20 protein-coding genes are annotated in these 25,603 nt (G+C 73.0%); 10 read left to right on the top strand and 10 right to left on the bottom strand.

Features of this window, described 5'->3' with window-relative positions:
* The first annotated feature begins 104 nt into the window (after positions 1-104).
* The 4 genes from AB0N81_RS16430 to AB0N81_RS16415 all read left to right on the top strand — a co-directional run bounded on the left by AB0N81_RS16430 (position 105) and on the right by AB0N81_RS16415 (position 3,458).
* Positions 105-1,328: an NADP-dependent malic enzyme gene (locus AB0N81_RS16430; protein WP_365358667.1), complete on the top strand. Its 1,224-nt coding sequence runs from the start codon at positions 105-107 to the stop codon at positions 1,326-1,328.
* A 169-nt stretch (positions 1,329-1,497) separates the two neighbouring features.
* Positions 1,498-2,460 carry a zinc-binding dehydrogenase gene (locus AB0N81_RS16425; protein ID WP_365358665.1) on the top strand — a complete coding sequence of 321 codons (963 nt, stop codon included), beginning with the start codon at positions 1,498-1,500 and terminating at the stop codon, positions 2,458-2,460.
* Between the two features lie 111 nt (positions 2,461-2,571).
* Positions 2,572-2,781, top strand: a complete 210-nt coding sequence (locus tag AB0N81_RS16420) for a sigma factor-like helix-turn-helix DNA-binding protein (protein WP_365358663.1) — start codon at positions 2,572-2,574, stop codon at positions 2,779-2,781.
* The gene (locus AB0N81_RS16415) at positions 2,781-3,458 is read left to right on the top strand and encodes a Clp protease N-terminal domain-containing protein (protein WP_365358661.1); all 678 of its coding nucleotides are present in this window, start codon (positions 2,781-2,783) and stop codon (positions 3,456-3,458) included. Before AB0N81_RS16420 ends, AB0N81_RS16415 begins: the two co-directional genes overlap by 1 nt.
* 33 nt (positions 3,459-3,491) lie before the next feature.
* Here the strand turns inward: AB0N81_RS16415 and AB0N81_RS16410 are convergent, their stop codons facing one another.
* Together AB0N81_RS16410 and AB0N81_RS16405 are read right to left on the bottom strand one after the other, a co-directional pair.
* Entirely contained in the window at positions 3,492-4,607 is a 1,116-nt protein-coding gene (locus tag AB0N81_RS16410; RefSeq protein ID WP_365358659.1) for a helix-turn-helix transcriptional regulator, read from the bottom strand.
* Between the two features lies 1 nt (position 4,608).
* Positions 4,609-5,649, bottom strand: a complete 1,041-nt coding sequence (locus tag AB0N81_RS16405) for a PT domain-containing protein (RefSeq protein ID WP_365358657.1) — start codon at positions 5,647-5,649, stop codon at positions 4,609-4,611.
* A gap of 170 nt (positions 5,650-5,819) precedes the next feature.
* Between AB0N81_RS16405 and AB0N81_RS16400 the strand changes: the two genes are divergently transcribed.
* On the top strand, positions 5,820-6,659 hold the full coding sequence (locus AB0N81_RS16400; protein ID WP_365358655.1) for a hypothetical protein: 840 nt from the start codon (positions 5,820-5,822) through the stop codon (positions 6,657-6,659).
* Positions 6,660-7,246: 587 nt separating this feature from the next.
* On the opposite strand, the gene AB0N81_RS16395 is transcribed toward AB0N81_RS16400, so the two are convergent.
* Positions 7,247-7,429 carry a DUF6104 family protein gene (locus tag AB0N81_RS16395; protein WP_003961784.1) on the bottom strand — a complete coding sequence of 61 codons (183 nt, stop codon included), beginning with the start codon at positions 7,427-7,429 and terminating at the stop codon, positions 7,247-7,249.
* A 132-nt stretch (positions 7,430-7,561) separates the two neighbouring features.
* Between AB0N81_RS16395 and AB0N81_RS16390 the strand changes: the two genes are divergently transcribed.
* From AB0N81_RS16390 to AB0N81_RS16375, 4 genes are all read left to right on the top strand, one after another.
* On the top strand, positions 7,562-8,017 hold the full coding sequence (locus AB0N81_RS16390) for a CU044_2847 family protein (protein ID WP_365358653.1): 456 nt from the start codon (positions 7,562-7,564) through the stop codon (positions 8,015-8,017).
* On the top strand, positions 8,010-10,019 hold the full coding sequence (locus tag AB0N81_RS16385) for a trypsin-like peptidase domain-containing protein (protein WP_365358651.1): 2,010 nt from the start codon (positions 8,010-8,012) through the stop codon (positions 10,017-10,019). The genes AB0N81_RS16390 and AB0N81_RS16385 overlap by 8 nt, the downstream gene beginning before the upstream one ends.
* Positions 10,020-10,101: 82 nt before the next feature.
* Positions 10,102-11,103 carry a MoxR family ATPase gene (locus tag AB0N81_RS16380; RefSeq protein ID WP_365358649.1) on the top strand — a complete coding sequence of 334 codons (1,002 nt, stop codon included), beginning with the start codon at positions 10,102-10,104 and terminating at the stop codon, positions 11,101-11,103.
* 4 nt (positions 11,104-11,107) lie between these two features.
* Positions 11,108-14,854: an SAV_2336 N-terminal domain-related protein gene (locus tag AB0N81_RS16375; RefSeq protein ID WP_365358647.1), complete on the top strand. Its 3,747-nt coding sequence runs from the start codon at positions 11,108-11,110 to the stop codon at positions 14,852-14,854.
* An 88-nt stretch (positions 14,855-14,942) separates the two neighbouring features.
* Here the strand turns inward: AB0N81_RS16375 and AB0N81_RS16370 are convergent, their stop codons facing one another.
* From AB0N81_RS16370 to AB0N81_RS16355, 4 genes are all read right to left on the bottom strand, one after another.
* Complete coding sequence (locus tag AB0N81_RS16370) at positions 14,943-18,779, bottom strand: multifunctional oxoglutarate decarboxylase/oxoglutarate dehydrogenase thiamine pyrophosphate-binding subunit/dihydrolipoyllysine-residue succinyltransferase subunit (protein ID WP_365358645.1); 3,837 nt, start codon at positions 18,777-18,779, stop codon at positions 14,943-14,945.
* Positions 18,780-19,055: 276 nt separating this feature from the next.
* A complete protein-coding gene (locus AB0N81_RS16365; RefSeq protein WP_365358643.1) occupies positions 19,056-20,135 on the bottom strand; it encodes a HAMP domain-containing sensor histidine kinase in 1,080 nt (359 codons plus the stop codon).
* A gap of 13 nt (positions 20,136-20,148) precedes the next feature.
* Positions 20,149-20,889 carry a response regulator transcription factor gene (locus AB0N81_RS16360; RefSeq protein ID WP_362990138.1) on the bottom strand — a complete coding sequence of 247 codons (741 nt, stop codon included), beginning with the start codon at positions 20,887-20,889 and terminating at the stop codon, positions 20,149-20,151.
* A gap of 65 nt (positions 20,890-20,954) precedes the next feature.
* Complete coding sequence (locus tag AB0N81_RS16355) at positions 20,955-21,632, bottom strand: spermidine synthase (RefSeq protein ID WP_365358640.1); 678 nt, start codon at positions 21,630-21,632, stop codon at positions 20,955-20,957.
* 183 nt (positions 21,633-21,815) lie between these two features.
* On the opposite strand from AB0N81_RS16355, the gene AB0N81_RS16350 reads away from it, so the two are divergent.
* Positions 21,816-22,640 (top strand): rhomboid-like protein, encoded by an 825-nt coding sequence (locus tag AB0N81_RS16350; RefSeq protein WP_365358638.1) that lies wholly within the window; start codon positions 21,816-21,818, stop codon positions 22,638-22,640.
* On the opposite strand, the gene AB0N81_RS16345 is transcribed toward AB0N81_RS16350, so the two are convergent.
* The 3 genes from AB0N81_RS16345 to AB0N81_RS16335 form a co-directional block, all read right to left on the bottom strand.
* Positions 22,555-23,190, bottom strand: a complete 636-nt coding sequence (locus AB0N81_RS16345) for a GNAT family N-acetyltransferase (RefSeq protein WP_365358636.1) — start codon at positions 23,188-23,190, stop codon at positions 22,555-22,557. The genes AB0N81_RS16350 and AB0N81_RS16345 overlap by 86 nt on opposite strands.
* 94 nt (positions 23,191-23,284) lie before the next feature.
* Entirely contained in the window at positions 23,285-24,322 is a 1,038-nt protein-coding gene (locus AB0N81_RS16340) for a methyltransferase (protein ID WP_365358634.1), read from the bottom strand.
* Between the two features lie 132 nt (positions 24,323-24,454).
* The gene (locus AB0N81_RS16335) at positions 24,455-25,291 is read right to left on the bottom strand and encodes an oxidoreductase (protein ID WP_365358632.1); all 837 of its coding nucleotides are present in this window, start codon (positions 25,289-25,291) and stop codon (positions 24,455-24,457) included.
* Between the last annotated feature and the right edge of the window lie 312 nt (positions 25,292-25,603).

Below are 25,603 nucleotides of genomic sequence, written 5' to 3'. Positions count from 1 at the left end.
TACCTCCCTCCGCCGACAGGCGGGGAACGGACGCGGTGCCCGCCCACTTCTCAACCGGGAGTGGACACCCTCAACTGATGAATAAGACTTAAGGGGTCAGACAAGTGGCAGCGGAGATCGTCAATCCTCGCAGCGACAGCAGTACGGATCACGAGGGCTCTGCGGGTGCAGCTGAGCCCTTCGATCCGGCGTTTGCGCTGCACCGCGGCGGCAAGATGGCCGTGCAGGCCACCGTGCCGGTCCGCGACAAGGACGACCTGTCCCTGGCGTACACGCCCGGCGTCGCGAAAGTGTGCAGCGCGATCGCCGAGCAGCCGGAGCTCGTCCACGACTACACGTGGAAATCGAATGTCGTCGCCGTGGTGACCGACGGGACCGCCGTGCTCGGTCTCGGGGACATCGGCGCCGAAGCCTCCCTCCCCGTGATGGAGGGCAAGGCCATCCTCTTCAAGCAGTTCGGCGGCGTGGACGCGGTGCCGCTCGCGCTCGCGACCACGGATGCCGACGAGATCGTCGAGACGGTGGTGCGGCTCGCCCCCTCCTTCGGCGGCGTCAACCTGGAGGACATCTCGGCACCGCGGTGCTTCGAGATCGAGCGCAAGCTCCAGGAGCGGCTCGACATCCCCGTCTTCCATGACGACCAGCACGGCACGGCCGTCGTGACGCTGGCCGCGCTGCGCAACGCCGCCAAGCTGACCGGGCGCACGCTCGGTGACCTGCGCGCCGTGATCTCCGGCGCCGGTGCGGCCGGTGTCGCCATCGCCAAGTTCCTGCTGGAGGCGGGGCTCGGCGACGTGGCGGTCGCCGACCGCAAGGGCATCGTGAGCCGGGACCGGGACGACCTCACCCCGGTCAAGCGGGAGCTCGCCGAGCTCACGAACAAGGCCGGGATCAGCGGCTCGCTGGAGGCGGCCCTCGACGGCGCCGACGTGTTCATCGGCGTCTCCGGCGGCACCGTCCCGGAGCCGGCCGTCGCCTCCATGGCGCCGAACGCGTTCGTGTTCGCCATGGCCAACCCGAACCCCGAGGTGCACCCGGACGTCGCGCACAAGTACGCGGCCGTCGTGGCGACCGGGCGTTCGGACTACCCGAACCAGATCAACAACGTGCTCGCCTTCCCGGGCATCTTCGCGGGCGCGCTCCAGGTGCGGGCCTCCCGCATCACCGAGGGCATGAAGATCGCCGCGGCCGACGCCCTCGCGGACGTCGTCGGCGACGAGCTCTCCGCGGACTACGTGATCCCCTCGCCGTTCGACGAGCGGGTCGCCCCGGCCGTGACGGCCGCGGTCGCCGCCGCCGCCCGGGCGGAGGGCGTGGCCCGCAGCTGACGCCTCCCCTGCGCCGTCGCACTTTTCCGCGCCCCCTGCCGTGCACGTCGTGCGGCAGGGGGCGCGGTGCGTGGCTCTCAGGGGTGTGCGAGGGGCGGCGCGCGGCAGCGGCGCGTGTCACAGGCGTACGTGGTTCCGCTGGGCCGCCCGGCCTGCCTATCGTCGCCTCATGTTCGCTGCCTACGCTGCTCGTATCGACCGTGACCAGCCCCTCGACGGCCTCGAGTTGGGGGAGCGGCCGGCCCCCGAGGCCCGCCCCGGCTGGTCGACCGTGAACGTCAGGGCCGCCTCCCTCAACCACCACGACCTCTGGTCGCTGCGCGGGGTGGGGCTGGCCGAGGACAAGCTGCCGATGATCCTCGGCTGTGACGCCGCCGGGATCGACGAGGACGGCAACGAGGTCGTCCTGCACTCCGTCATCGGACAGACGGGGCACGGCGTCGGGCCCCGCGAGGGCCGCTCCATCCTCACGGAGAAGTACCAGGGGACCTTCGCCGAGCGCGTGGCCGTCCCCACCTGGAACGTGCTGCCCAAGCCGAAGGAGCTCTCCTTCGCGGAGGCCGCCTGCCTGCCGACCGCGTGGCTGACCGCCTACCGCATGCTGTTCACCAACGCCGGTGTACGCCCCGGGGACTCGGTCCTCGTGCAGGGTGCGGGCGGCGGTGTCGCCACGGCCGCGATCGTGCTCGGCAAGGCGGCCGGCCTGCGGGTCTTCGCGACGAGCCGGGACGAGTCCAAGCGGAAACGGGCGCTGGAGCTCGGCGCCGTGGAGGCGGTCGAGGCGGGGGCGCGGCTCCCGGAGCGGGTCGACGCCGTCATCGAGACGGTGGGCGCGGCGACCTGGTCCCACTCGGTCAAGTCGCTGAAGCCGGGCGGCACGCTGGTCATCTCCGGTGCGACCAGCGGCGACCGGCCCTCGCACGCCGAGCTCACCCGCATCTTCTTCCTGGAGCTGAAGGTCGTCGGCTCGACCATGGGCACCAAGGACGAGCTGGAGGACCTGCTGGCCTTCTGCGCGGCCACGGGGGTGCGGCCTGTGGTCGACGAGGTGCTGCCCCTGGACCGGGCCCGCGAGGGCTTCGAGCGTCTGGAGTCCGGCGACCTGTTCGGAAAGATCGTGCTGGAGGTCTGACGACGCCCGCAGGTCTGTCCGCCGCCCCCCCGGCACACATTCACATCTCCGCGCACCTTCACGCGTCAACTTTGGTTGACGTGCCCTCCCTGTCAACGTAAGTTGACATGCATGACCGAAGCAACGGATCTCGCCGAGCGCGCGGGCGATCGCGACCCACGGATCGGGCTGCGGGCCGTCTCCGCGCTGCGGAGGCTGGTGGAGCAGTTGGAGGCCGTGCAGGTGCGCAGTGCGCGCCTGCACGGCTGGTCGTGGCAGGAGATCGCAGCCGAGCTCGGTGTGAGCAGGCAGGCCGTGCACAAGAAGTACGGGAGGCAGTGATGTTCGAGCGGTTCACCGAGGACGCCCGCGCCGTGGTCCTGGGCGCGGTCGAGCAGGCGGAACGGGCGGGCGCAGCGTCGGTCGACGACGGGCACATGCTGCTCGCCCTGCTTGCCCCGCTCGACGGAGGCGCTGGGGGTAACGGCAGTCGCGCCTCGTTCGCGCTGACGGCCCTGGGCGTCGCCGACCGGCGCGCGTCCGTCGAACGGGCCCTGGCCGAAGCGCGGCGCATGGGCGGCCTCTCGAAGGCCGACACCGAAGCGCTCGCCGGACTCGGCATCGACCTGGAGGAGATCGTCGCCCGGGTCGAGGAGGCGCACGGGGCCGGGGTGCTGGCCGGTGCGCACGCGGGTGGCCGGGGGCCGGGCGGACGGAGCGCGGCCGGGTGGGGCCGGAAGGCCTGGCTCGGGCGGCTGCCCTTCACGCGGGACGCCAAGCAGGTCCTCGTCAAGTCCCTGCGGATCGCGAGCGCGCGCCGCGACCGGGCCATCGGGGCGCACCACATCCTCATGGCGCTCACGGTCCGCCCCGGGGTCGTCTCCGAGGTCCTCACGGACCACGGGGTGACGTACACGGAACTGGAACGGGTCCTCTTCGCCGGGGCCGGGACTGGGGCCGGGCCCGAGGCCGGGAGTGGGGGCGGGAGCGGGGGCGGGAGCGGGGCCGGGGCCTCCTGAAGCCCCGGCGTTCTCCGTCCCTGACGCCGGCTCTCAGGGGGCGGGTGTGCGCAGGGACGCGCCGATGTGGGCCGCCGCCTGTGACAAGTGGCGGCGGGCCTCGCGGAGTTGGGTCTCCGTCACGCCGTGGTCGCGGGCCGCGTCGCGGATGTCGTCGCGGAAGCGGTCCAGGAGCCGGTCGAGGTCCCTGCCCGGGTCACCGGTGAGGTCCTCCCGGGCCCAGTCCGGGGTGTACTCCACGGGGACGTCCATGCGGGCGGCGCTGAACTTGGGGCCGGTGTCGGTGCCGGTCTTGGTGCCGGTCTCGGTCTCGGCGTCGGTCCTGGTGCCGGCGTCGGTCCTGGTGTCGGCCGCGGTGCCGGACTCCGGTCCGGTGCCGAAGTTCTTGGCGAAGTCCTTGCCGAAGTCCTTGCCGAAGTCCTTGCCGAACCCGCCGAACTCCTTGGCCAGTTCGGTCAGGCCCTCGCGCACGCCCGTCGGCCAGTCGCCCCGCACGAAGTGGTCCTGGACCTGCTCCTGCACCCGCCTGGCGATCCGCTGGACCTCCTCCTGGGCGTCCTTGGCCTGGCGGCGGGCCCGCTGGGCCTCCTCGCGGGCCCGGCGGCTCTCGTCCTTCGCGCGCCGCGCCTGCTCCTTCCACTCCTGCCTGGCGCGCTTGAACTCCTCCTTCGCCTGGCGCCAGCTCTCCTTGTCGCCCCACGTGCCGTCGAAGAAGTCGTTCGGATCGGGGAACGGCCTGCCGGTGTCCGGGCCGCCCGAGGCGCGCGCCTCCTTGGCCGCGGCCCGCATCTCGCGCCGCAGCTCACCGGCGGCACCCTGCACGCCGTCGCGGATCTCGGCGGCCAGCTCGGCGACCGACTCGCGGATCTCCAGCTCCAGATCGGCCAGCTCGCCGCTGCGGCCCGCCAGTTCGGCGCGACCCGCGTCCGTGATGGCGTAGACCTTCCGGCCGCCTTCGGTGGTGTGGGTGACCAGGCCCTCCGCCTCCAGCTTCGCGAGGCGGGGGTAGACCGTGCCTGCCGAAGGTGCGTACAACCCCTGGAAGCGTTCCTCTAGGAGGCGGATCACCTCATAGCCGTGGCGCGGGGCCTCGTCGAGCAGCTTGAGCAGGTACAGGCGGAGGCGGCCGTGGGCGAACACGGGGGGCATTTCAGAGCACCTTCTTGTCGGTCGGGCCGTCGGTGGGGCGAGCGGTGGGGCCGCCGGTCGGGCCGTCGGTCGGTCGGGTGGCCGGTTCGTCGGCGGGGCCGTCGGCCGAGGCGATGTCCAGGGGGACCTCGTCGTATGGATCTTCCTGCATCGGCTCTCCCGTCGGCTCTCCGATCGGCTCCGCTGTCGGCTTTCCCGTCGGTTCTCCCGTGGGCCCTGCCGTCGGGTCTTCCCCCAGCTGTGGCCTGCGCAGGAGTGCGATGGATCCGGACACCGTCGTCGCCTTGAGGCGCCCCCGGCCGGTGCCCAGCCGTCCCGTGATCCGCTTGGCGCCCCACTGCCCCCCGACCCGCAGATCCTCGAAGGCGTTCGACACCGCTCCGCTCGCCGTGTCCACCTCGACCTCCGCGTCCGCCGGGTGCGGCAGACGGATCGCTATCTCGCCCGAGACGCTCGTCAGCGCCACGTCGGTCGGGCTGCCCGCCGGGTCGAGGTCCACGATCATCGAACCGCTCACCGAGTCGGCCCGGACCGAGGGGCCCGCGGCTTCGACGACCGTGAGGCTGCCGGACACGGAGTTGAAGCGGAGGGCGCCGGTGACGCCCTGGGCCTCCACGCTCCCGGAAACCGTGTCCGCGCGGACCTGGCCCGCGATACCGAGCAGCGTCGTGTCGCCGGTGACGCCCTTCACCTCCGAGCGGCCCTCGATGCCGGAGACGACGGCACCCGCGCCGACCACGCCCACCTCCACGCTGGTCGCGGTGGGCACGGCCAGGGACACCACCGCGCTGCGGCGCCAGCCCTTGCGGTCGAGCCACTTGAGGAAGCCCTTCCAGGGCAGGTCGTCATAGGCGACGGTGAGGACGCCGTCCTCCTGGGTCACCCTCAGGGGCGGGCCCTCGATCTCGGAGACCTCCAGGCGGGCGGAACCTTCGTCCGTGCCCACCACGTTCACCGCTCCGTTGACCACGCGGACGTGGAGTGCTGTCACGGGGGCGTCGAACGTGAGCTTTCGGGGCTCGGTGACGGACCACTCCGACATGAGCTGACCTCCTTGGCGGGCCGGACGCGACGCGCCATATCGCGTCTCTGCCATTCACGATATATCGCGGCTCCCCGAAGTCAAGACACCCGGGGAGTGAACCGTTCGTCCTGGCTGTCGCGCGGCGGGCTTTATGCGCCGAATGCTGCGATCTGTCCTAGCGTGGGATCATGTCGTCCCACGTCTCTTCGCCCGATTCCGCCCGGTCCGCCAGGGCCGCGGGCGCGCTGCTGCTCTGCCGGGCCGAGCCCGACGCCGTCGAGACCGTCGCCCAGCTGCTCCGCGAGCGGATGCTGCTCGCCGAGGCCGGACGCGGCTGGAGCGTGCTGGTGCCCGAGGGCAAGCCGTGGCAGCACGGCGACGAACCGGTCGACCGGGTCCTGACCGGGTGGGCCACCGCGCTCGCCGTCGGCTCGGGCTGGCCCGTGCTCGCCCTGTGGTGGGACGACGACCGCTCCGGCTACACCCTCGCGGCGGGCTTCCGGCGGACCGTCGGGTACGAGTGGCTGGCCAACGGGACGCCCCTCGGGGAGGACGAGGCCATGCGGACGTTCGCCGGGCGCCTCGGCCTCGATCCCGTACTGGACATGCAGTCCCTGGAGGCGCTGGCCCGGCCCGACACGGAGGCCGACGCGCGCGCCAGGATGCTCGGGCTCCTCGCCGTCCTCACCCGCACGGGGCTCACTCTGCCGCCGGGTCTCGGTCCCGGGGAGCCGGCCGACAGGCTGCGCGAGGTGGCGCGCGCCCAGCAGGGCGTGCGGCAGGTCGAGTGGTCCGGGTGGCGGGACGCGGTGCGGGCGGAGTTCGGCGCGGTCGAGAAGGGGCCGCTCGGCCCCTGGGTGCGCGGGCCCAGGGCGCGGGCGCTGGCGGCGGCGCAGGTCGCGGCCGGGCTGCCGCTGGCGGTGTGGGCGGTGCGGCGGCGCAGCGGGGGCTGGACCGCGGCAGCAGCGTTGCTCGTGGCGCAGGGTGCGGTGGGGCTCGCGTACGACCGGATGCGGGCGCGGGACTGACACGCCCGCGCGCACGCCATCCGCTGACCCGCCGGGTCGGGCTCTGTGGAGGTTCGGGGGTGCCCGTGCCGTCGGCGTCCGCGTCGCTGGCGCGGGGTGGGGCGGGGGTTCGGATGCGGGTGGGGCGCGGGGCTGAGCGTCCGCGCGGTATGCCCTCCGCCGGTTCGCCGGGTCGGGCTCAGTGGCGGTTGGGGGTTGCCCGTGCCGTCGGCGTCCGTGCCGCTGGTGCGGGGTGCGGTGGGGCGGGGGTTCGGATGCGGGCGGGGTGGGCGCGGGACCGAGGCGTCCGCGCGGCACGCCCTCCGTCGACCCGCTGGGTCGGGCTCTGTGGAGGTTCGGGGGTGCCCGTGCCGTCGGCGTCCGCGTCGCTGGCGCAGGGTGCGGTGGGGCTTCGGATACGAGGGTGGGGCGGGCCCCCCGATGCGGGCGGGGCCCGTGACTGGGCGTCCGCGCGGCACGCCATCCGCCGACCCGTCGGAGCGCTGTCCTCCTCCGCCGACCCGCCGGAGCGCGGTCCCCCTTCGCCGACCCACCGGGCCAGCCCCGCCGCAGCTCAGGAACACCCCCGTCGTCGGCGTCCGCGGTGCCTACTCGTCCTCGTCCTCGTCGTCCAGTCGGGCCAGCCACGTCGCCAGGCGCTCGACCGGCACCTCGAAGTCGGGGTTGAGGTCCACGAAGGTGCGGAGCTGCTCGGCGAGCCACTCGAAAGTGACCTCTTCCTCGCCGCGCCGCTTCTCCAGCTCCTCGATGCCACGGTCGGTGAAGTACAACTCATGCTCCTGGTGCGTGACGGCCTTCTACGAAGGACGGCTGTTTCCGCTTCATGGTAGGCCGTGTGCGAACCGCTCCCACCTGGCCGGTCCTGGCCGGTTTCATGCGCCGTTCAGGGGGTGCCTGCAACCATGCGGGGCACCGGCCTCGTCGCAGAGCAAGCAGCGGAGGCGAAGGGTGAGTCGCGCGGAGAGCGGGGGACAGTGGCGGGACACGTCCAGCGGATCGAACTGCCCGGCGGGAAGATCGTGCACGCGCGGATCGGCGCGTCCGGCCGGCACGGCGAGGACGACGAGGATGTCGGCGTGCTCGACACCGCCGTCGCCAGGGTCGAGGAGCTCGGCGAGCTGATCCGCAGCGTCGGCGGCTCCGTGCTCGACGCCGCGGCCGCGGCCCGGCCCGACGAGGCCAGCGTCACCTTCGGAGTCGAGCTCAGCGCCAAGCCCGGCAAGGTGATCGCCGTACTCGCCGAGGGCGAGGCCAAGGCATCCGTGCAGGTCACGCTCGTCTGGCAACTGGACCGCCGGGAGAGTGCCGCGCCGGACGACCGCGCGGACCCCCGGCCCGGCCCCGCTCCGCATGCCTGAGCCCGCCCCCCGGCTCGACGCCCTCGCGCAGGCCGCCACCGTCCATCTCATGGCGGCCGACGGCGACGGCGCGTACGGCACGGAGTCGGCCATGTGGGGGAGTGGATTCTTCGTCGCGCCCGGCTGGGTGCTGACCTGCGCCCACGTCCTGCGGCCGTATCTCGCCAGGGACCGCGCGCGGACGTTCGCCGTGCGCGGCACCGACCTCAACGACGGCATCCCCGTCACGGCCCGCCTGACGCACTGGCTCATCGGCGACCACGAGCGGCCCGTCCTGCCGCCCGAGGAGGACCTCGCCCTCGTACGGCTCCTCGACGACACCGTGGAGCACGAGTGCGTATGGCTCGCCGACCGCGCCGTACGCCCCTTCGGGGACGTCGTCGCGTACGGCTACCGCCCCGACGAGAACGAGGGCAGCGCGGGCGCCAAGCCCTGGAGCGCCGACGCCGAGATCAACGTCAGGGACGACGGCGCCGGTCTGCGCTTCAAGCCCGACATCGCCTTCCCGAAGGGTGTGTCCGGCGGCCCGCTGCTCGATCCGCGCACCGGCGCCGTCGTCGGCCTGATCAAGTCGCGCCGCAGGGAGCGCGACGGCGGCATGGCCGTCGCGACGCTCGCGCTGCGCCGGTTCGGCGACGCCTACCGCGAGATGACGGCCGCCCACGACCGCTGGCACGGCACGGCCCCGCGCGTCATCACCGGCGACAACTGGATCGACGAACAGCAGCGGCTGCCCGGGACGGAGCGGCGTCCGGGACCCGACCAGTGGACGCCCAAGGACCGCCGCACCGCGCTCGGCCTCCTCGCCCGGCTGCCCGACCCGGGGGCCGCGCCCTCCGTCGCCAAGATCGTGCGCAAGGTGCGGGGGCGCAGGCCGCCCGGTGCCGTGCCCGCGCTGCTCACCTGGCGCGACGGCCACGGACTGCTGTACGACAGCGCGCTGCCCGAGGACGCGCTGACGTTCCTGCACTACCTGCGGCTCGTCGCCGCGTACGTGCGCAGCCGCGGTGGCGACGCCGAGCGGCTGGAGGACTGGGTCGCCGAGCGGCTCAGGGAGGACGACCGCGTCCATCTGCACGCCCTGGTCACCGACGCCCGGCTCCCCGACGGGCTGCTCCCCGGCCCCGGCGGCCCGGACCGCGCCGCCGTGCCCTACCCGGGCCCGGGTGAAGGCCCCACGGTCACTGTCCTGCTCGACCCGGTGATCAGCGTGACGCCCGCCCGTTTCCACTGGCAGATCTGGGTCGACCACGGTGACCCGCAGGGGGAGTACGACACGGAGATGGCCGCAGAGGACTACTCCGGAGAGGGCTTCCTGCCCGGGGAGCTCGTCCAGGCGCTGCGCGCGCCCCTCAGCAGGACCCTGCACCGGCTGGACGGCGAGGGGCCGCCCGTACCGCTGGAAGTCGCCCTGCCCGCCGAGCACTTCGACACGCAGGTGCACCGCTGGCAGTTCGACGACATCGCGAAGCTGTACGCCACCGAGCGGCTCGGCACCCAGCGCCGCGTCGTCCTGCGCGACCTCGCGCGCCGCGCCGATCCGGACAACCCCGACTGGCACGACCGCTGGCAGTCGGTCGCCGCCGCACGCGAGCTGGCGCCCGCACGCGTCCCCGAACGGGACACCAGGCCGCAGGCCGGACACTTCCAGAAACTGCCGCACACCGTCATCCCCGTGATGTGCAGGCCCGCCGGGCGCGGTGTGGGACGCGACGCCATGAAGCTGGCCCTCGGCAGCGGGCACGGCGTCGTGCTCTGGCACATCGAGGGACACGCCACCCGCGGCTGCCAGGACGCCTGCGACGACCTGCACACGGGCGTCGAGCAGCTGCTCGGCCGGCTCGGCTCGGTCGCCGAACTGCCCGACCGCATCCGGCACATCCGGCAGGACATCAGCAGGGGCAGGGACGACCGGCACTGGGCCGAACCCCTCGCCCTCCTGTACGACGACCCGCGGCGGCCGCTGCCGCCCGAGGACACGATGCCGGCGGACTCGCCGTGAGGGCGGCCCGCGCGGGTACGCGCACGGTGGCGAGGGCGCGATCGTGGGTACGTCTCCACCGACCGTCGACGAGGAGCACGCAGTGAGCGGATGGTTCATCTACGAAGGCGTCGGGGGTCCGGATCCGGACAGGATCAGACGGCTGCCAGGGCCGCCGCCCTGGCGCGCCTTCGACGCCGAACCGGTGCCCTACGACGTCCCGGACATCGACTCCGCGACGCGCCGCCGCCTCGGCGACAGCAACGTGCCCATGTCCGTGCAGAGCGCCGAGACCCTCGAACTCATCAACGCCGCCCTCTACTTGCGGCGCCCCCTCCTCGTCACCGGCGAACCGGGCTCAGGCAAGAGCACCCTCGCGCACTCCCTCGCGTACGAACTGGGGCTCGGCCGTGTCCTGCAATGGGCCATCGTCAGCCGCAGCGAGCTGAAGGACGGCCTCTACACCTACGACGCGATCGGCCGCCTCCAGGACAACCAGCTCGGCCGCGACCACTCCGAGGACATCGGCCGCTATCTGCGGCTCGGCCCGCTCGGCACCGCGCTCATCGCCTCCGACCGGCCGCGCGTCCTGCTCATCGACGAACTCGACAAGAGCGACATCGACCTGCCCAACGACCTCCTGAACGTCCTGGAGGAGGGCGAGTTCGGCATCCCCGAGCTGGAGCGGATCGCCGACCGGCCGGGACAGGAGACCGTGCAGGTCCTCACCGACGACGGCCGCCGCGTGCCGGTCACCCGCGGCCGCGTGCGCTGCCGTGCCTTCCCCGTCACCGTCCTCACCAGCAACCGCGAGCGCGAGTTCCCCGGACCGCTGCTGCGCCGCTGCGTACCGCTCGACCTCGAACCGCCCCGCGACCAGCGGCTCGCCGCGATGGTCCTCGCGCACTTCGGGACGGGGGCGTACGACACGAACATCGACCTCGTCGACCAGTTCACGGACGCCGAGGCGGACGGCGCGCTCCGCCCCACCGACCAGCTCCTGAACGCCATCTTCCTCGCCCAGCACGCCGCACGGCAGCAGCCCGAGCGGCGCGAGGAGATCGCCGGGCTGCTCATGCGTCCCCTGGACCGAGGGCCCCGGTGACCCGGTGACCGCCGCCCCGCACCGCGCCGACGCCGTGAGCGACGCTCTCGCGGCGCTCGTCGCGCGGCTGCGGGACGCCGAACTCGCCCCGACCGTCCAGGAACTGGCCGACTCGCTCTGGCTCGCGGCGCAGGTCGCCGCGCGTGACGAAGGGGGCACGGCGGACAGGGCGCGCCGCCCCGAGGCGGAGCGGGAGCGGCCCGCGCCGTCCCGCGGCACGTCCGACGCGGCCGCACCGCACCGGGCGCCCGCGCCCCCGGCGCCCGCACCCCGCGTGCCGCCCCGCCCCGCGCCCCGCGCGCGCCTCGTCGTACCCGTCGAGGACGGCGGTGCGCAGGAGCGGCAGGGCGGCGTCCCCGTCCAGGTGCCCACCGCCGCGGTGCTGCCCGATCCGCTCGCCCTGCAACGCGCGCTGCGCCCCCTGCAGCGGTACCGGCCGCCCGTCCGCCCCGTCCCGCGCCACCTCGACGAACAGGCCACGGCGGAGCGCGCCGCCGACACCGGCCTCGTGGTCCCCGTGCTGCGGCACGCGCGGCGGCGCGAGGCACGGCTGCTGCTCGTGATGGACCTGTCGACCTCGACGGTCGTGTGGGAGCAGGCACTCCGCGAGCTGCACCACGTGTGCGAGCGCTCCGGAGCCTTCCGCGAGGTACAGGTGCAGTACCTGCACGAGGGCGACGACGGGCGGCCCGGATACGCGGCGACGGCCCGCCCCGGCGCCGCGCTCCAGGACCCCGGACGCCTCAGCGACCCCACGGGCGGCCGGCTGACCCTCGTTCTCAGCGACTGCGCGGGCCCGATGTGGCGCTCCGGGCTGATGCAACGGCTCCTGTACCGGTGGGGCTCGCTCGCGCCGGTCGCCGTGGTGCAGCCACTGCCCCAGCGCATGTGGCGGCGCACGCACCTCCCCGCACGCCGGGGGCACCTGCACCGGTGGGAAGGCCCCGCCGGGCACCTGGAGTTCGAACCCGCGGGCGGCGGCACGGCCGGCCGCCGGCCGAAGACCGTCCCCGTGCCGGTGCTCGCCCTGCGGCGCTCCTCCGTGGAGGGCTGGGCCCGCCTCGTGTCCGGCGCGACCGGCCAGTCCCTGGAGGCGGCGGCGGGCCTGGCCGAGGCCGCGCACGGGCCGTCCTCAGCGCCCGTGCGGGCCCGGCAGGAGGTCGACGGCAGACAACGGGTGCGGGCCTTCCGGCGCACCGCCTCGCCCGCGGCCTGGCAGCTCGCCGTGTACCTGTCGGCGGTGCCGACCATCCTGCCCGTCATGCAGCTCGTGCAGCGCGCCATGCTGGCGGGCACCGGCCCGGAGGTCCTCGCGGAGGTGCTGCTCGGTGGACTCCTGAAACGCGGCGAACGGGACGACGACCCCGAAGTGCTCGCCTACCGGTTCCTGGACGGCGTCGAGGAGGAGCTCATCGGGCACCTCGCGCAGGACGACGCGCGGCTGCTGCAGAAACACTGCTCCGACTACCTGGAACGGCGGTTCGGCCGCAGCGTCCACAACTTCCCCGCCACGGCGGTCGCGCTGCTCGGCGACGCGGGAGAGCCCGCACAGCCCCAGGGCGGCGGCGACGCGGACCACCCCGGCCTGCGGGCGTTCGCCGAGGTCTCCGGAGAGGTGCTGCGGCGGTTCCTGCCGACGTCGCGCGGCGTGGCCGGACGGGACCCCGGGCACGGCGACACGGCGTCGCTGCGGGCGGCGGCGCGGGCGGCCCGCGAGCGGTACGCGCAGGGGCGCCAGGCACGTGAACTCGACCGCGCCGTCGACCTGCTGGAGGCCGCCGCAGCGGCCTCGCCCGGCGGCGCGGGACGCGACGGCATCCTCGCCGAGCTGGGCGAGACGCTGTTCCTGCGGTGGACGGCGCGGCGGAGCGTGGCGGACCTGCGCGAGGGGCTGCGGGCCGCGGCCACGGTCGCCGAACGGCTGCCGCAGACCCGGCTGCTGCTCGGCGCGGTCCTCATGGAGATCGCCGAGGAGGTGGAGCGCGCGGGGACAGCCGCGGCCGCGCTGCCGGACGAGGTGCGGGAACGGGCGGCCCGCCTCAGCGGTGACCCGCCGCGCGGCCCCCGAGGAACGCGCGGCGCGCTCTGGGCCGAGTACCTCCTCCTGAACGACGCGGCCGCCGAACTCCTCCCGCTCCCCGCCCACATCGGCGACGACCCGTCCCACCCGGGCTGGCCGGCCCAGCGCGCCCTGGCAGAGGCCCTGGGCCGCCTGGCGGTGGTGGCGGCACGCCTGGTCGAGGAGGGCGCGCGCGTGGGCGGCGGGGCGGGCAGGGGCGCGTCCCCGGGCTCCGGCACGGCATCCGGCGGTGGGGCAGCCCGGCAGGGCGGCGCGGGGGCGCGGCACAGGGGACAGGGCGGTGGCGCCGGCGGGGTCTTCGGGGGGCGTGTGGTGGAGGGCGGGCCGGGGCGCGGAGGGCTCGCGGACACCTTCGGGGGCGCGTCCGGCGGGGGGCCGCGCGTCGACTTCAGCGGGGGCGTCTTCCTCGGGCCGGCGGCGGGCGGCACGGCAGCGGCCCCCGCCGCGCCGCCCGCCGCCGCGCCGCGCGCGGGCCGCCTCGACCTCGGCGACGCCGCCTTCCACGGCAGCACCCTGGGCGGCCCCCGCCACCGCGCCGAAGGACCCCGGCCGCAGGACGTCTACGTCGACTTCATGCGCCGCGCCGTCGACACCACCGGCGTACTGACCCTCGGCCCCGACCCTGCCGACGGGTTCCTGCTGCGGGGGCGGCTGCGCAAACGGCTCGCCAGGCACTGCACGGGGCGGGGCGAGATCGCGCGGGAGGGCGGCGACCGGGACGCGCCCGACGGCACCGCCATCGCCGCCGACGCCTGCGACGACCTCCAGGAAGCCCTCGCGCGGGGCACGTTCGCCGCCGACGAGCGCAGCCTGGCCTGGCTCGACCTCGCGGAGGCGCTCCAGCTCGCCTGGTGCCACGACGCCGACGAGGGCGGACAGCGGCTCATCCGCACCGCCCTGGACGAGGCCCTCGAAGCGGCTGACGGCGACCACGGGCTGACCCTCGCCTGCCATGTGCGCGGCGCCGACGTGTACTGGGCGCGCCACTTGGCCACCGGCCTGCCCGGCCACCGCCAGCTGGCCGTCGAGGGCTGGGAGAAGGCCCTCCCGCTCACCTCGCGGGACGACCCGAGCCGGGTCGTGCTGAGGTCCCGGCTCGGCACCGCCCTCGCCCAGCGCGGCCTCGCGACGGCGTCCGTGGCGGACACCGACGCCGCCGTACGTCATCTGCGCGAGGCCCTGGACGCGACGCCGTCGCCCGACCCGGGCCGCAACGAGCGCCGGATGCACCTGGCCAACGCGTACATCGCGCGCTTCCAGGTCCAGCAGGTGCTCGCCGACCTCCACGAGGCCGAGTGGCTCCTCGGCGCGGTGGCCCGCAGTGTCACGGACCCCGTGCCCGCCGCGTACTGCTGGCTGCGGCGCGGCGAGGTGGCGGCGCAGATCTTCGCCCGTACCGGTATCCGGCCGCAGCTCCACTGGGCGGCCGAGTACTACCGCAAGGCCGCCGAGACAGCCGTGGCCGCCGGTGAACCGTCGCTCGCCGCCGAGGCGCACCAGTCGTACGCCGAGGCCCTCGAAGAACTCGGCGACCCCGGCCGGGCCCTGACGGAGTACCGCAAGGCCCACCGACTGCTCCCCGAGTACGGCCCGGACCGCGCCACCTACGTACGCGCCGACGAGATCCGCGCCGCCATCGCCCGCCTGGAGTCCTTGCCGGGCGAGGCGTGACCGGGGGTGGTGAGCGCGAACGCCGGTGGGCCCGGCCCCGAGTCCAGAGAACTCGGGGCCGGGCCCACCTTCGTACGACCGCCGGGGCTTACGCCTCGAAGACCTCGCTGAGCAGCTGGTCCTGCTCGGCCTGGTGGCGCTTGGCCGAGCCGACCGCCGGGGACGAGCTGTGCGGACGCGAGATGCGGCGCAGGCGCTCGCCGTGCGGGATGTCCGCGCCGACCGCCAGGTCCAGGTGGTCGATGAGGTTGAGGGCGATGAAGGGCCACGCGCCCTGGTTCGCCGGCTCCTCCTGCGCCCACAAGTACTTCTCGGCGTTCGGGTACTTGGCGATCTCCGCCTGGAGCTCGGCACCCGGCAGCGGGTACAGCCGCTCGATGCGGATGATCGCCGTGTCCGTGGCGCCGCGCTTCTGGCGCTCCGCCTCCAGGTCGTAGTACAGCTTGCCCGCGCAGAAGACGACCTTGCGGACCGCGGCCGGGTCGACCGACGCGTCGCCGATGACCGGGCGGAAGCCGCCCGTCGTGAACTCCTCCGTCTTCGAGGCCGCCGCCTTGAGGCGCAGCATCGACTTCGGGGTGAAGACCACCAGCGGCTTGTGGTGCGGGTTGTGCACCTGCCACCGCAGGAGGTGGAAGTAGTTCGACGGGAGGGTCGGCATCGCGACCGTCATGTTGTTCTGCGCGCACAGCTGGAGGAAGCGCTCGATGCGGGCGGACGAGTGGTCCGGTCCCTGGCCCTCGTAGCCGTGCGGCAGGAGCAGCGTGACGCCCGAGTGCTGGTTCCACTTCTGCTCGGCGGCGGAGATGTACTCGTCCACCACCGTCTGCGCGCCGTTGACGAAGTCACCGAACTGCGCTTCCCACATGACGAGGGACTCGGGGCGGGCCAGCGAGTAGCCGTACTCGAAGCCCATCACCGCGTACTCGGAGAGGAGCGAGTCGTAGACGTTGTAGCGCGCCTGCTCCTCGGAGAGGTACATCAGCGGCGTGTAGTCCTCGCCCGTCGCGCGGTCGATGAGGACCGCGTGGCGCTGGCCGAACGTGCCGCGGCGGGAGTCCTGGCCCGACAGGCGGACCGGGGTGCCCTCCAGGAGCAGCGAGCCGATGGCGAGGGTCTCGCCCATGCCCCAGTCGATCGTGCCCTCTTCGACCATCGTCGCGCGGCGCTGCAGCTGCGGCAGCAGGCGCGGGTGGACGGTGACCCGGTCGGGGATGTTGACCTGCGACTCGGCGATCCGCTTGACGACCTCCTGGGAGATCGCGGTCTCGACGTGCACCGGGAACTCGGCCTGCGGGGCCGGCACATCGGCCTGCGCGGGCTGCGAGACGGCCTCGCGGACCTCGGTGAAGACCTTCTCCAGCTGGCCCTGGAAGTCCTGCAGTGCCTGCTCGGCCTCTTCCAGGGTGATGTCGCCGCGACCGATGAGGGACTCGGTGTAGAGCTTGCGCACCGAGCGCTTCTTGTCGATCAGGTCGTACATCAGCGGCTGCGTGAACGCCGGGTTGTCCGACTCGTTGTGCCCGCGGCGGCGGTAGCAGATGAGGTCGATGACCACATCCTTGTTGAACGCCTGGCGGAACTCGAAGGCGAGGCGCGCGACGCGGACGACGGCCTCGGGGTCGTCGCCGTTCACGTGGAAGATCGGCGCCTCGATCATGCGGGCCACGTCCGTGGCGTACATGGAGGAGCGCGACGACTCCGGGGCGGCGGTGAAGCCGACCTGGTTGTTGATGACGATGTGGACCGTGCCGCCCGTGCGGTAGCCGCGCAGCTGCGACATGTTGAGCGTCTCGGCGACCACACCCTGGCCCGCGAAGGCCGCGTCACCGTGCAGGGCGACGGGCAGGACCGTGAAGTCCGTGCCGCCCTTGTTGATGATGTCCTGCTTGGCGCGGACGATGCCCTCGATGACCGGGTCGACCGTCTCCAGGTGGGACGGGTTGGCGGCCAGCGAGACCTTGATCTGCTCGCCGTCCAGGCCGGTGAAGGTGCCCTCGGCGCCCAGGTGGTACTTCACGTCGCCGGAGCCGTGCATGGACTTGGGGTCCATGTTGCCCTCGAACTCGCGGAAGATCTGGGCGTACGACTTGCCGACGATGTTGGCGAGCACGTTCAGGCGGCCGCGGTGGGCCATGCCGATGACGACCTCGTCCAGGCGCGACTCGGCGGCGCTGTCGAGCACGGCGTCGAGCAGCGGGATGACGGACTCGCCGCCCTCCAGGGAGAAGCGCTTCTGGCCGACGTACTTCGTCTGGAGGAACGTCTCGAAGGCCTCCGCGGAGTTCAGCCGGCGCAGGATGCGCAGCTGCTCCTCGCGCTCGGGCTTGGTGGCGTGGGTCCGCTCGATGCGGTCCTGGAGCCACTTGCGCTGCTTCGGGTCCTGGATGTGCATGAACTCGACGCCGGTGGTGCGGCAGTACGAGTCGCGCAGCACGCCGAGGACGTCGCGCAGCTTCATCATCGACTTGCCGGCGAAGCCGCCGACCGCGAACTCCCGCTCCAGGTCCCACAGGGTGAGGCCGTGCTCGGTGATGTCCAGGTCGGGGTGCTTGCGCTGCTTGTACTCCAGCGGGTCCGTGTCGGCCATGACGTGGCCGCGGACGCGGTAGGAGTGGATCAGCTCGAAGACGCGGGCGGCCTTCGTGACGTCGTCGTCGTGCGAGGCGTCGATGTCCTTGAGCCAGCGGACCGGCTCGTAGGGGATGCGCAGCGCCTTGAAGATCTCGTCGTAGAAGTCCTGCTCGCCGAGGAGGAGGTTCGCGACGATCCGCAGGAACTCACCGGAGGCGGCGCCCTGGATCACCCGGTGGTCGTAGGTCGACGTGAGCGTCATGACCTTCGAGATGCCGAGCTTGTTCAGGGTGTCCTGGGAGGTGCCCTGGAACTCCGCGGGGTAGTCCATCGAGCCGACGCCCATGATGACCGACTGGCCGGGCATCAGGCGCGGGACCGAGTGGACGGTGCCGAGGCCGCCGGGGTTGGTCAGGGAGACCGTCACGCCGGTGAAGTCGTCCATGCCCAGCTTGCCGTCGCGGGCGCGGCGGACGATGTCCTCGTAGGCCTGCCAGAACTCGAAGAAGTTCAGCGTCTCGGCCTTCTTGATGCCCGCGACCACGAGCTGGCGGTCGCCGTTGGGCTTCACCAGGTCGATGGCGAGGCCGAAGTTGATGTGCTCCGGCTTGACCAGGGTGGGCTTGCCGTCCTTCTCCACGAAGGAGTAGTTCATCGACGGCATGGCCTTGATGGCCTGCACCATCGCGTACCCGATGAGGTGCGTGAAGGAGATCTTCCCGCCGCGGGCGCGCTTGAGGTGGTTGTTGATGACGATGCGGTTGTCGAAGAGCAGCTTCACCGGGACCGCGCGGACCGACGTCGCCGTCGGGACCTCGATCGAGGCGTTCATGTTCTTCGCGACCGCGGCGCTCGGGCCGCGCAGCGTCACGTACTCGGGACCGGCCGGAGCCGCGTCAGCAGGGGCCGTCGGCTCCGCCTTGGCGGCGGGCTTCGCGGCCGCGGGCTTGGCGGCAGCCGCGGGCTTGGCGGCGGCCGGCTTCGCGGCGGGAGCCGGAGCGGCAGCCGCGGGCTTCGCGGGAGCGGCCGGTGCCTGCGCCTGGGGAGCGGCGGGCGCGGCCTTGGCCGGAGCGGCCTCGGCCGTCGGTGCGGCGGGAGCGGTGGTCGCGGCCCCCGCGGCCGCGTCACCCGCCGGCTTCGCCGGGGCGGCGGCTACGGAAGCGCCCGCCCCTGGCTTGTAGTCGGCGAAGAAGTCCCACCAGGCTCGGTCGACCGAATTCGGGTCCTGGAGGTACTGCTGATAGATCTCGTCGACGAGCCACTCATTGGGACCGAAGGCAGCAGCAGGGTCCTTGCCCTGCCCGTCTTGGTCGGTCGAGATGCTCGAGCTACTGGGGGACTGTGACGACACGGCGGTAACCGCCCTCTTCCGCTTCACAAGGTGATGGACAGCGGAAATAAAGGCTACGCCTCTGAAGGCGCGAGGTGCAGACCGGGCCCGGCATCCGTCGCGTAAGTCACACTGGAACAGTGGTTTCGGCGCTGTGAATGGCGGGAAACAAGCGAGGTTCCGCAACGCCAGATGGCCGCGCGGGTACGTCTGTGGGACGTCTACGCGCGGCGGCGGCCCTCCGGGTGCCCAGGAACGGCACCCGTGAATCGCTTCGACTCGAACCCTACGTCAACTTCACGCCTCGGGCAGGCCCGGAAGAGTGACCTGGATGCGGCAGCCGCGAGGGGATTCGGCCACCCCGATGTGCCCGCCGTGCAGATCGACCGCCCAGCGCGCGATGGCGAGGCCGAGACCCGTCCCGCCGTCGTTGCCGGAGCCCTTCACGGGGGCGCCCGCGTGGCTGCCCCGGTTGAACCGCTCGAAGACGCGGTGCCACTCCGACTCCGGGATGCCGGGGCCCTCGTCGAGCACCTCCAGGTCCAGGGATTCGGGATCGGGGCCGCGCCTGGCCCGTACCGTCACACGGCCGTGCGGCGGGCTGTGCTTGACCGCGTTGTCGATGAGGTTCGCCACGACCTGGTGGAGCCGCTCCGCGTCCGCGTGGGCCGTCAGTTCCGGGGGCGAGACGTCGAGGTGCAGATGGACGTCCGTACGCGTGTGACTGCCGGAGCCCGAGGCGATGCCCGCGCGCGCGGAGGCGACCATGTTGGCCTCCTTCAGGACGCCCGACAGATACGGCCACACCTCGAAGCGGCGGGCCTTGAGCGGCACGACGCCGTTGTCCAGGCGGGACAGGTCCAGGAGCGTCTCGACGAGCCGCCCCAGGCGCTCCGTCTGCTTCAGGGCCGTGCGCATCGTCTCGGGATCGGCGGCCGAGACGCCGTCGACCACGTTCTCCAGGACGGCCCGCAAACCCGCGATGGGGGTGCGCAGCTCGTGCGAGACGTTGGCCACGAGCTCCTTGCGCTGGGTGTCCTGGGCCTCCAGGTCGTCCGCCATGGCGTTGATCGTGGACGCCACGTCGCCCAGCTCGTCGCGCCGGTCCGCGCCGCGCACCCGGCGCGTGTAGTCGCCGTGCGAGACGGCGCGGGCCACCGCGTTCATCTCGTCCAGCGGGGCGGTGAGGCTGTGCGCCACGAACTGCGTGATCAGGAGCGTGGCGATCACCGAGAAGACGGTGATGAAGCGCAGCTCGGTCTTGGTCTTCATGGCCACGAGGAGCAGCCCCGTGGTGATGAACACCGAGACGACCACGAGGGCGCCGAGCTTGGTCTTGATGGAGAACGGCCGCAGCTCTCCGAAGGGCCCGCTCACGGCAGGACCGGCCTCACGGCGACGGGGTCTCGAGGGCGTAGCCCACGCCGTGCACCGTGCGGATCCGCTCGGCCCCGATCTTCCGGCGCAGCGCCTTGATGTGGCTGTCCACGGTGCGGGTGCCGGACGCGTCGGCCCAGTCCCACACCTCGGCGAGCAGCTGCTCGCGCGAGAGGACGGCGCGCGGGGTGTTGGCCAGGCAGACCAGCAGGTCGAACTCCGTGGGCGTCAGATGGACGTCCTCGCTGCGCACCCGCACACGCCGCTGGGCGTGGTCGATCTCCAGCTCGCCGAGGCGCAGGATGCCGCTGCGCGGCGTCGTCGCGGCCAGCGCGGCCCGCTCGACCCGGCGCAGCAGGACGTGCACGCGGGCCGCGAGCTCCCGCATGGAGAACGGCTTGGTCATGTAGTCGTCCGCGCCGACCCCGAGCCCGACCAGCATGTCCGTCTCGTCGTCACGCGCGGTGAGCATGAGGACCGGCACGGGCCGCTGGGCCTGCACCCGGCGGCACACCTCCAGGCCGTCGAAGCCCGGCAGCATGATGTCGAGAATCAGCAGGTCGGGCTGCCATGCCTGGGCGGTGTCGACCGCCGAAGGGCCGTCGCCGGCCGTTTGCACGACAAAACCCTCGGCACGCAGCCGGGCGGCGATGGCGTCGACGATCGTCGGGTCGTCCTCGACCACCAGCACCCGGCGCTGGGCGCCCGGCGTCGCCGCCGTGGCGCCGTTCTGGGAGGTGTGTGTCTGCTCCATCGCCCGCCCCTGACACTGATCGCTTGTGTTCGGTCAGCAGAGTACGGGGCGCGAAGGCACCTCGGCTACGCAGCCCGGACGCCGAGGTGGACCACGTCCGGGACGCCTCGGGCAACGGGGATCTCTTTGGTCCGTACCCTCTGGAATCCGGCATTCCGTAGAGCGTCGTCGAAAGCGGACGAGGGCTGGGCGGACCAGACGGCGAGCACTCCGCCGGGGTTCAGACGTGCTTTGCACGCCGTCAGACCACCAGGCGAGTAAAGGGAGTTGTTGCCCTCAGTCACCGTCCAGCCGGGGCCGTTGTCGATGTCGAGACAGAGCGCGTCGTACGTCCGCGTGGCTCCGGAGACGTACGTGACGAGGTCCGTGTGAAGAATCTGCGCACGTGGGTCGGCGAGCGCGGCTCCGGACAGTTCGGCGAGCGGTCCTTCGCGGTGCCAGCCGATGATGGCCTCCTCGCGTTCGACGACGTCGATGCGTCCCCAGCGGGGGTCGGCGGCGGCCCGCGCGAGGGAGAAACCGACGCCCAGGCCGCCGATCAGGACGGACGGGGACGGGCGGTCGTCGAGGGCGTCGAGGGCCGCGTCGACGAGCAGCCGCTCGGAGCGGCCGTCGGACGTGTCCATCAGGAAGCAGCCGTTGGCGATGATCTGCAGCAGCTCACCGTGGCGCCGCAGGACGACCTCGCCGTGAGGACCCTCGCGCCGGTCGAGCACGACGGGGGCGGTGGTGTGGGTGTGCATGGCGCACAGCGTATTTCCGGGGTGGGCGTCCGCAGGCGGTTCTCCGGCCTTCCGGACACGGACGCGCGACGCAGGACCAGCCCCGCGGGTTGCCGTGTGAGACGCACCTCACGTGGCGCCCGTCATAGACAACGCTCGAAAAGAGGGCAAAGGGTGGGGTGGGACGGAAGGAGCGCCTCACCCGTGAACCAGAGCGTGCGGCCCGCCGGGGCCGCGTCCGACGCGAAGACGCCGGGCACCCTGAACGGCATACCGCGGCAGTCGACGCGTCAGCCCCCGGCGGGGGAGGACCGCGGTCCGAGAGCGGGACATCCCGCCGGTACGGCCACCCGGCGCTTGCGCCCCTGGCAGCTCCTGCCCACCCCCACCGGCACGCCCTTCACCTTCGGGTACGCCCTCGTGCTCGCGGCCACCTCGCTGCTCGCCCGGTACGCCGACCCGGACCTCGTGGCATCGCTCCTCCACGGGTCGAGCACCGACGTGGCGCACCTCGCGCAGAGTCCCGTCCTCGTCCTGGTCGCGAGCGCCCTGTGGATCGCGGGCGGCATCACGTCCCCGTACGCGATCGTGTTCCTGCTGGTGCTCACCGCGCTGGAGCGCCGCATCGGCGGGCTGCGCACCGCCGGTGTCTTCCTCCTAGGCCACGTCGTCGCGACGCTCGCGACCGAGGTCCCGGTCGGCTTCTCGGTCCTCGCCGGCCATCTGCCGGACACGTCGCTGCACCGGCTCGACTACGGCATCAGCTTCGGCGTGGCGGCCAGCGTCGGCGCGCTCGCGGGGCTGCTCACGCCGTGGCTGCGCTGGCCCGTCCTCGTGGGCTTCGGCGGGATGCTGGTCGACGATCTGATCGCGTTCACCGACCCGATGACCAACTGGGGCCACCTGCTCGCGCTGCTGGTCGGTGTCGCCACCTGGCCGTTGCTCAGGCACCGTCCTGGCGCGGACCGCGGCGCATCGCCCACAGGGTCGGGCCCCCGCCCGGCAGCTGGACCTCGCCGAGCACCGTGAAGCCGAAGTGCTCGTAGAAGGGCAGGTTGTCCGCCTTGGAGGACTCCAGGTAGACGGGCAGCCCGGCCTCGTCGGCCTGCGCGAGGCCCGAGCGCAGGAGGGCGGCTCCGTGGCCCTGGCCCTGGGCGGCGGGGTCGGCGCCGAGCACCGCCAGGTACCAGTGCGGTTCCTGGGGGCCGTGTCCGGCGGCCGCCGCCGTGGCCTCGCGGAACAGCGGGGCCCGGTCGCCCAGTATCTCCGCGAGCTCCTCGACGGTCTCCGCGTCGGGCACGGCCTTGTCCTGCGCGCCGGCAGGCACCCAGAAGGCGGCCGCCGCCGCGGTCTGCTCGCAGACGCCGTGGCGGCCGTACTGCCGGGTGAAGATCGTGGCGAAGTAGCGGCCGAGGCCCGCCTCGCGCGTGGCCTCGTCCGGGAAGAACCAGCGCATCATCGGGTCGTCGTGGAAGGCGAGGGCCAGGGTGCGGCCGATCGTCGTGGCGTCGTCGGCCGTCGAGGGCCGCGGGGCGGGGCGTGCCGTCTTCGGTGCATTTGTCATCGACATGCGGGCCATTCTGCACTTGATGATCTTCGCCGCCCGGGCCAGGGCCCCCGTCGCACACGAGCGACGCCGTGACTCGCGCCGGGGGTCCGGGCCGCTCCTTGTCCTAGAGAGCCGCCTCCGCCTCCACGATCGACGGGAACGCGTCGGTCGCGAGGACGCGCGTCAGCCGCAGCCCCGCCCCCACGAGCAGCGCGGCGAACTCGTCCTCCGTCCGCTCCTGGCCGTTCACGATCGCCGCCATCGCCACGTCGAGGGTCTTGCCCAGGTGCGGTTCGTTGCCGGTGGGCAGGAGGCAGTCGACGATGAGGAGGCGCGCGTCCGGGGCCATCGCGGCCCGGCAGTTGCGCAGGATCCGCACGCAGTCGTCGTCCGGCCAGTTGTGCAGGACGTGCTTGACCACGTAGATGTCGCCGCCCTCGGGGACCGCCTCCAGGAAGTCCCCGGACTCGGCCCGCCACCTGCCGCGTAATTCGTCGTCGTCGCCGAGCAGGTGGGTGCTCACGGCGGGCACCTGGTCGTAGAGGACGCCCGTCAGGCCCGGCCGCCCGCGCAGGACCGCGCGCAGCAGGCCCCCGCGGCCGCCGCCGACGTCCACCACGGTGCCCTTCTCCGGGAAGGGGTACGTCCCGGCGACCACCGCGTCGATCGGCCCCGACATCGCCGACATGCCGCTGTCGAACAGCTCCCGCAGCGCCGGGTCGTCGGCCAGGTAGGCGAAGAACGGCTTCCCGAAGATCCGCTCGAAGGACGGCCCCTCCTTGCGCACCGTCTCCTCCAGGCCCGCCGAGGTCCGCTGGAACACCGGGTCGGTGAGCATCACGACCGCCGAGTGCAGGGAGTCCGGCACGTCCGTGCGGAGCGCGTCGCCGACCTCGGTGAGGTGGAACGCGCCCGCCGCGTCCTCGCGGAACACGCCGCGTGTGGCGAGATAGCGCAGCACGCGGCGGAGGTGTCCGGCGTGGGTGTCGGTCAGTTCGGCCAGTTCCTCGGCGGTGCGCGGGCCCGCCGCCAGATGGTCGGCCGCCCGGCAGCGCGCCACGGTGCGCAGCGCGGCCGAGAAGAGATGCCCCAGTGAGTGCTCCACGAGCTGGGCGGTCACGTCCTGCACGCCACCGTCACCGTTTCCGGGTGTGTCCACCATGGGTCTCCTCCGTGGTAGTCGGAGCGCCCACGGTCCCAAGGGGACGGCCGGGAGGGAACGACACGCGCGGGAGGCCCCGCAAGGACCGGCCGGTCGTGACCGCCCGCTCCGGGACGGCCGGAAACGGACCGGTCAGCGGAAAGCCGTGTCCGAGCCGATCCCCTCGACCGCGTCCAACTCCTCGATACGTGACCGGAAATGGGCCCTGATCCAGCCGAACGCCTCGTCCCCCAGCGGCAGCCGCAGCGGCGGCTCGTCGAGCCCGACGGCCCTGATGATCGCCTCGGCGCCCCGGTCCGGATCGCCGCTCTGCGAGCCGTGCGAGGCCTCGAGCGCCTTGCGGGCCGGGGCGATGATCTCGGCGTACTCCTCCATCGGCGTGCCCCAGCGAAGCGAGCGCCCGCCGAAGTCGGTGCGGAACGGGCCGGGTTCCACGATCGTGACGCGGATGCCGAGATGGGCGACCTCGGCGGCGAGGGCGGCGGAGATCCCTTCGAGGGCGTACTTCGTCCCGACGTACGCCGTGCCGCCGGGCCCCGGCACCACGCCGTTCACGGACGACATCTGGACGATGTGGCCGCGGCGACGGCGCCGCATGAGGGGCAGGACGGCGCGGGTGACCGTCATGACGCCGAAGACGTTGGTCTCGAAGTTGTCGCGGAGCTGGTCCTCGCCGAGCTCCTCGAAGGCGCCGAGCAATCCGTACGCGGCGTTGTTCACCAGGACGTCGATCCGCCCGAAGGCCTCCTCGGCGGCGGCGACGGCGGCCCGCACCGACTCGGCGTCGGTCACGTCCAGGCGCAGGCCCATGACCCGGTCCGGCGCGAGCGCCACGAGGTCCTCCACCGCCGAGACGTCCCGGGCGGTGGCCACGACCCGGTCGCCGTGCGCGACCGCGGCCCGGACGAGCGCCCGCCCGAGCCCCGAGCTGGTCCCCGTGATGAACCAGACCTTGTCCGTGGCGTCCATTGCCGCTCCCCACCTGCGATGTCGTCCTCTGTGGCGCGGTGAACCCTAGGTCCGGGGGAGGGGTGTGCCGCAACGCGTTTGTTCGGTGAAGTTTGTTGTTGCATCGTCACCTGCCGCTGGACTTGTCGATGAACGAATCGATTGGACTCACGCCCTGATTCTGCGCAAGTGCTTCTTGCATCTTCGGTCTGGCGGGGAGAGGGGCGCGGGCTTGACTGCCGAGGACGGCTTGGGTGACCCACCATGTCGATGCGGTCGTTGGAGAAGTGGTGTTGAGCAGAGGCGTACCGGGGCTATACCGCTGCGCGCGCT

Source organism: Streptomyces sp. NPDC093510, assembly GCF_040683555.1.
In the GTDB taxonomy this organism is placed as follows: Bacteria; Actinomycetota; Actinomycetes; order Streptomycetales; family Streptomycetaceae; genus Streptomyces.
This window is presented reverse-complemented; position numbering and strand designations above follow the sequence as displayed.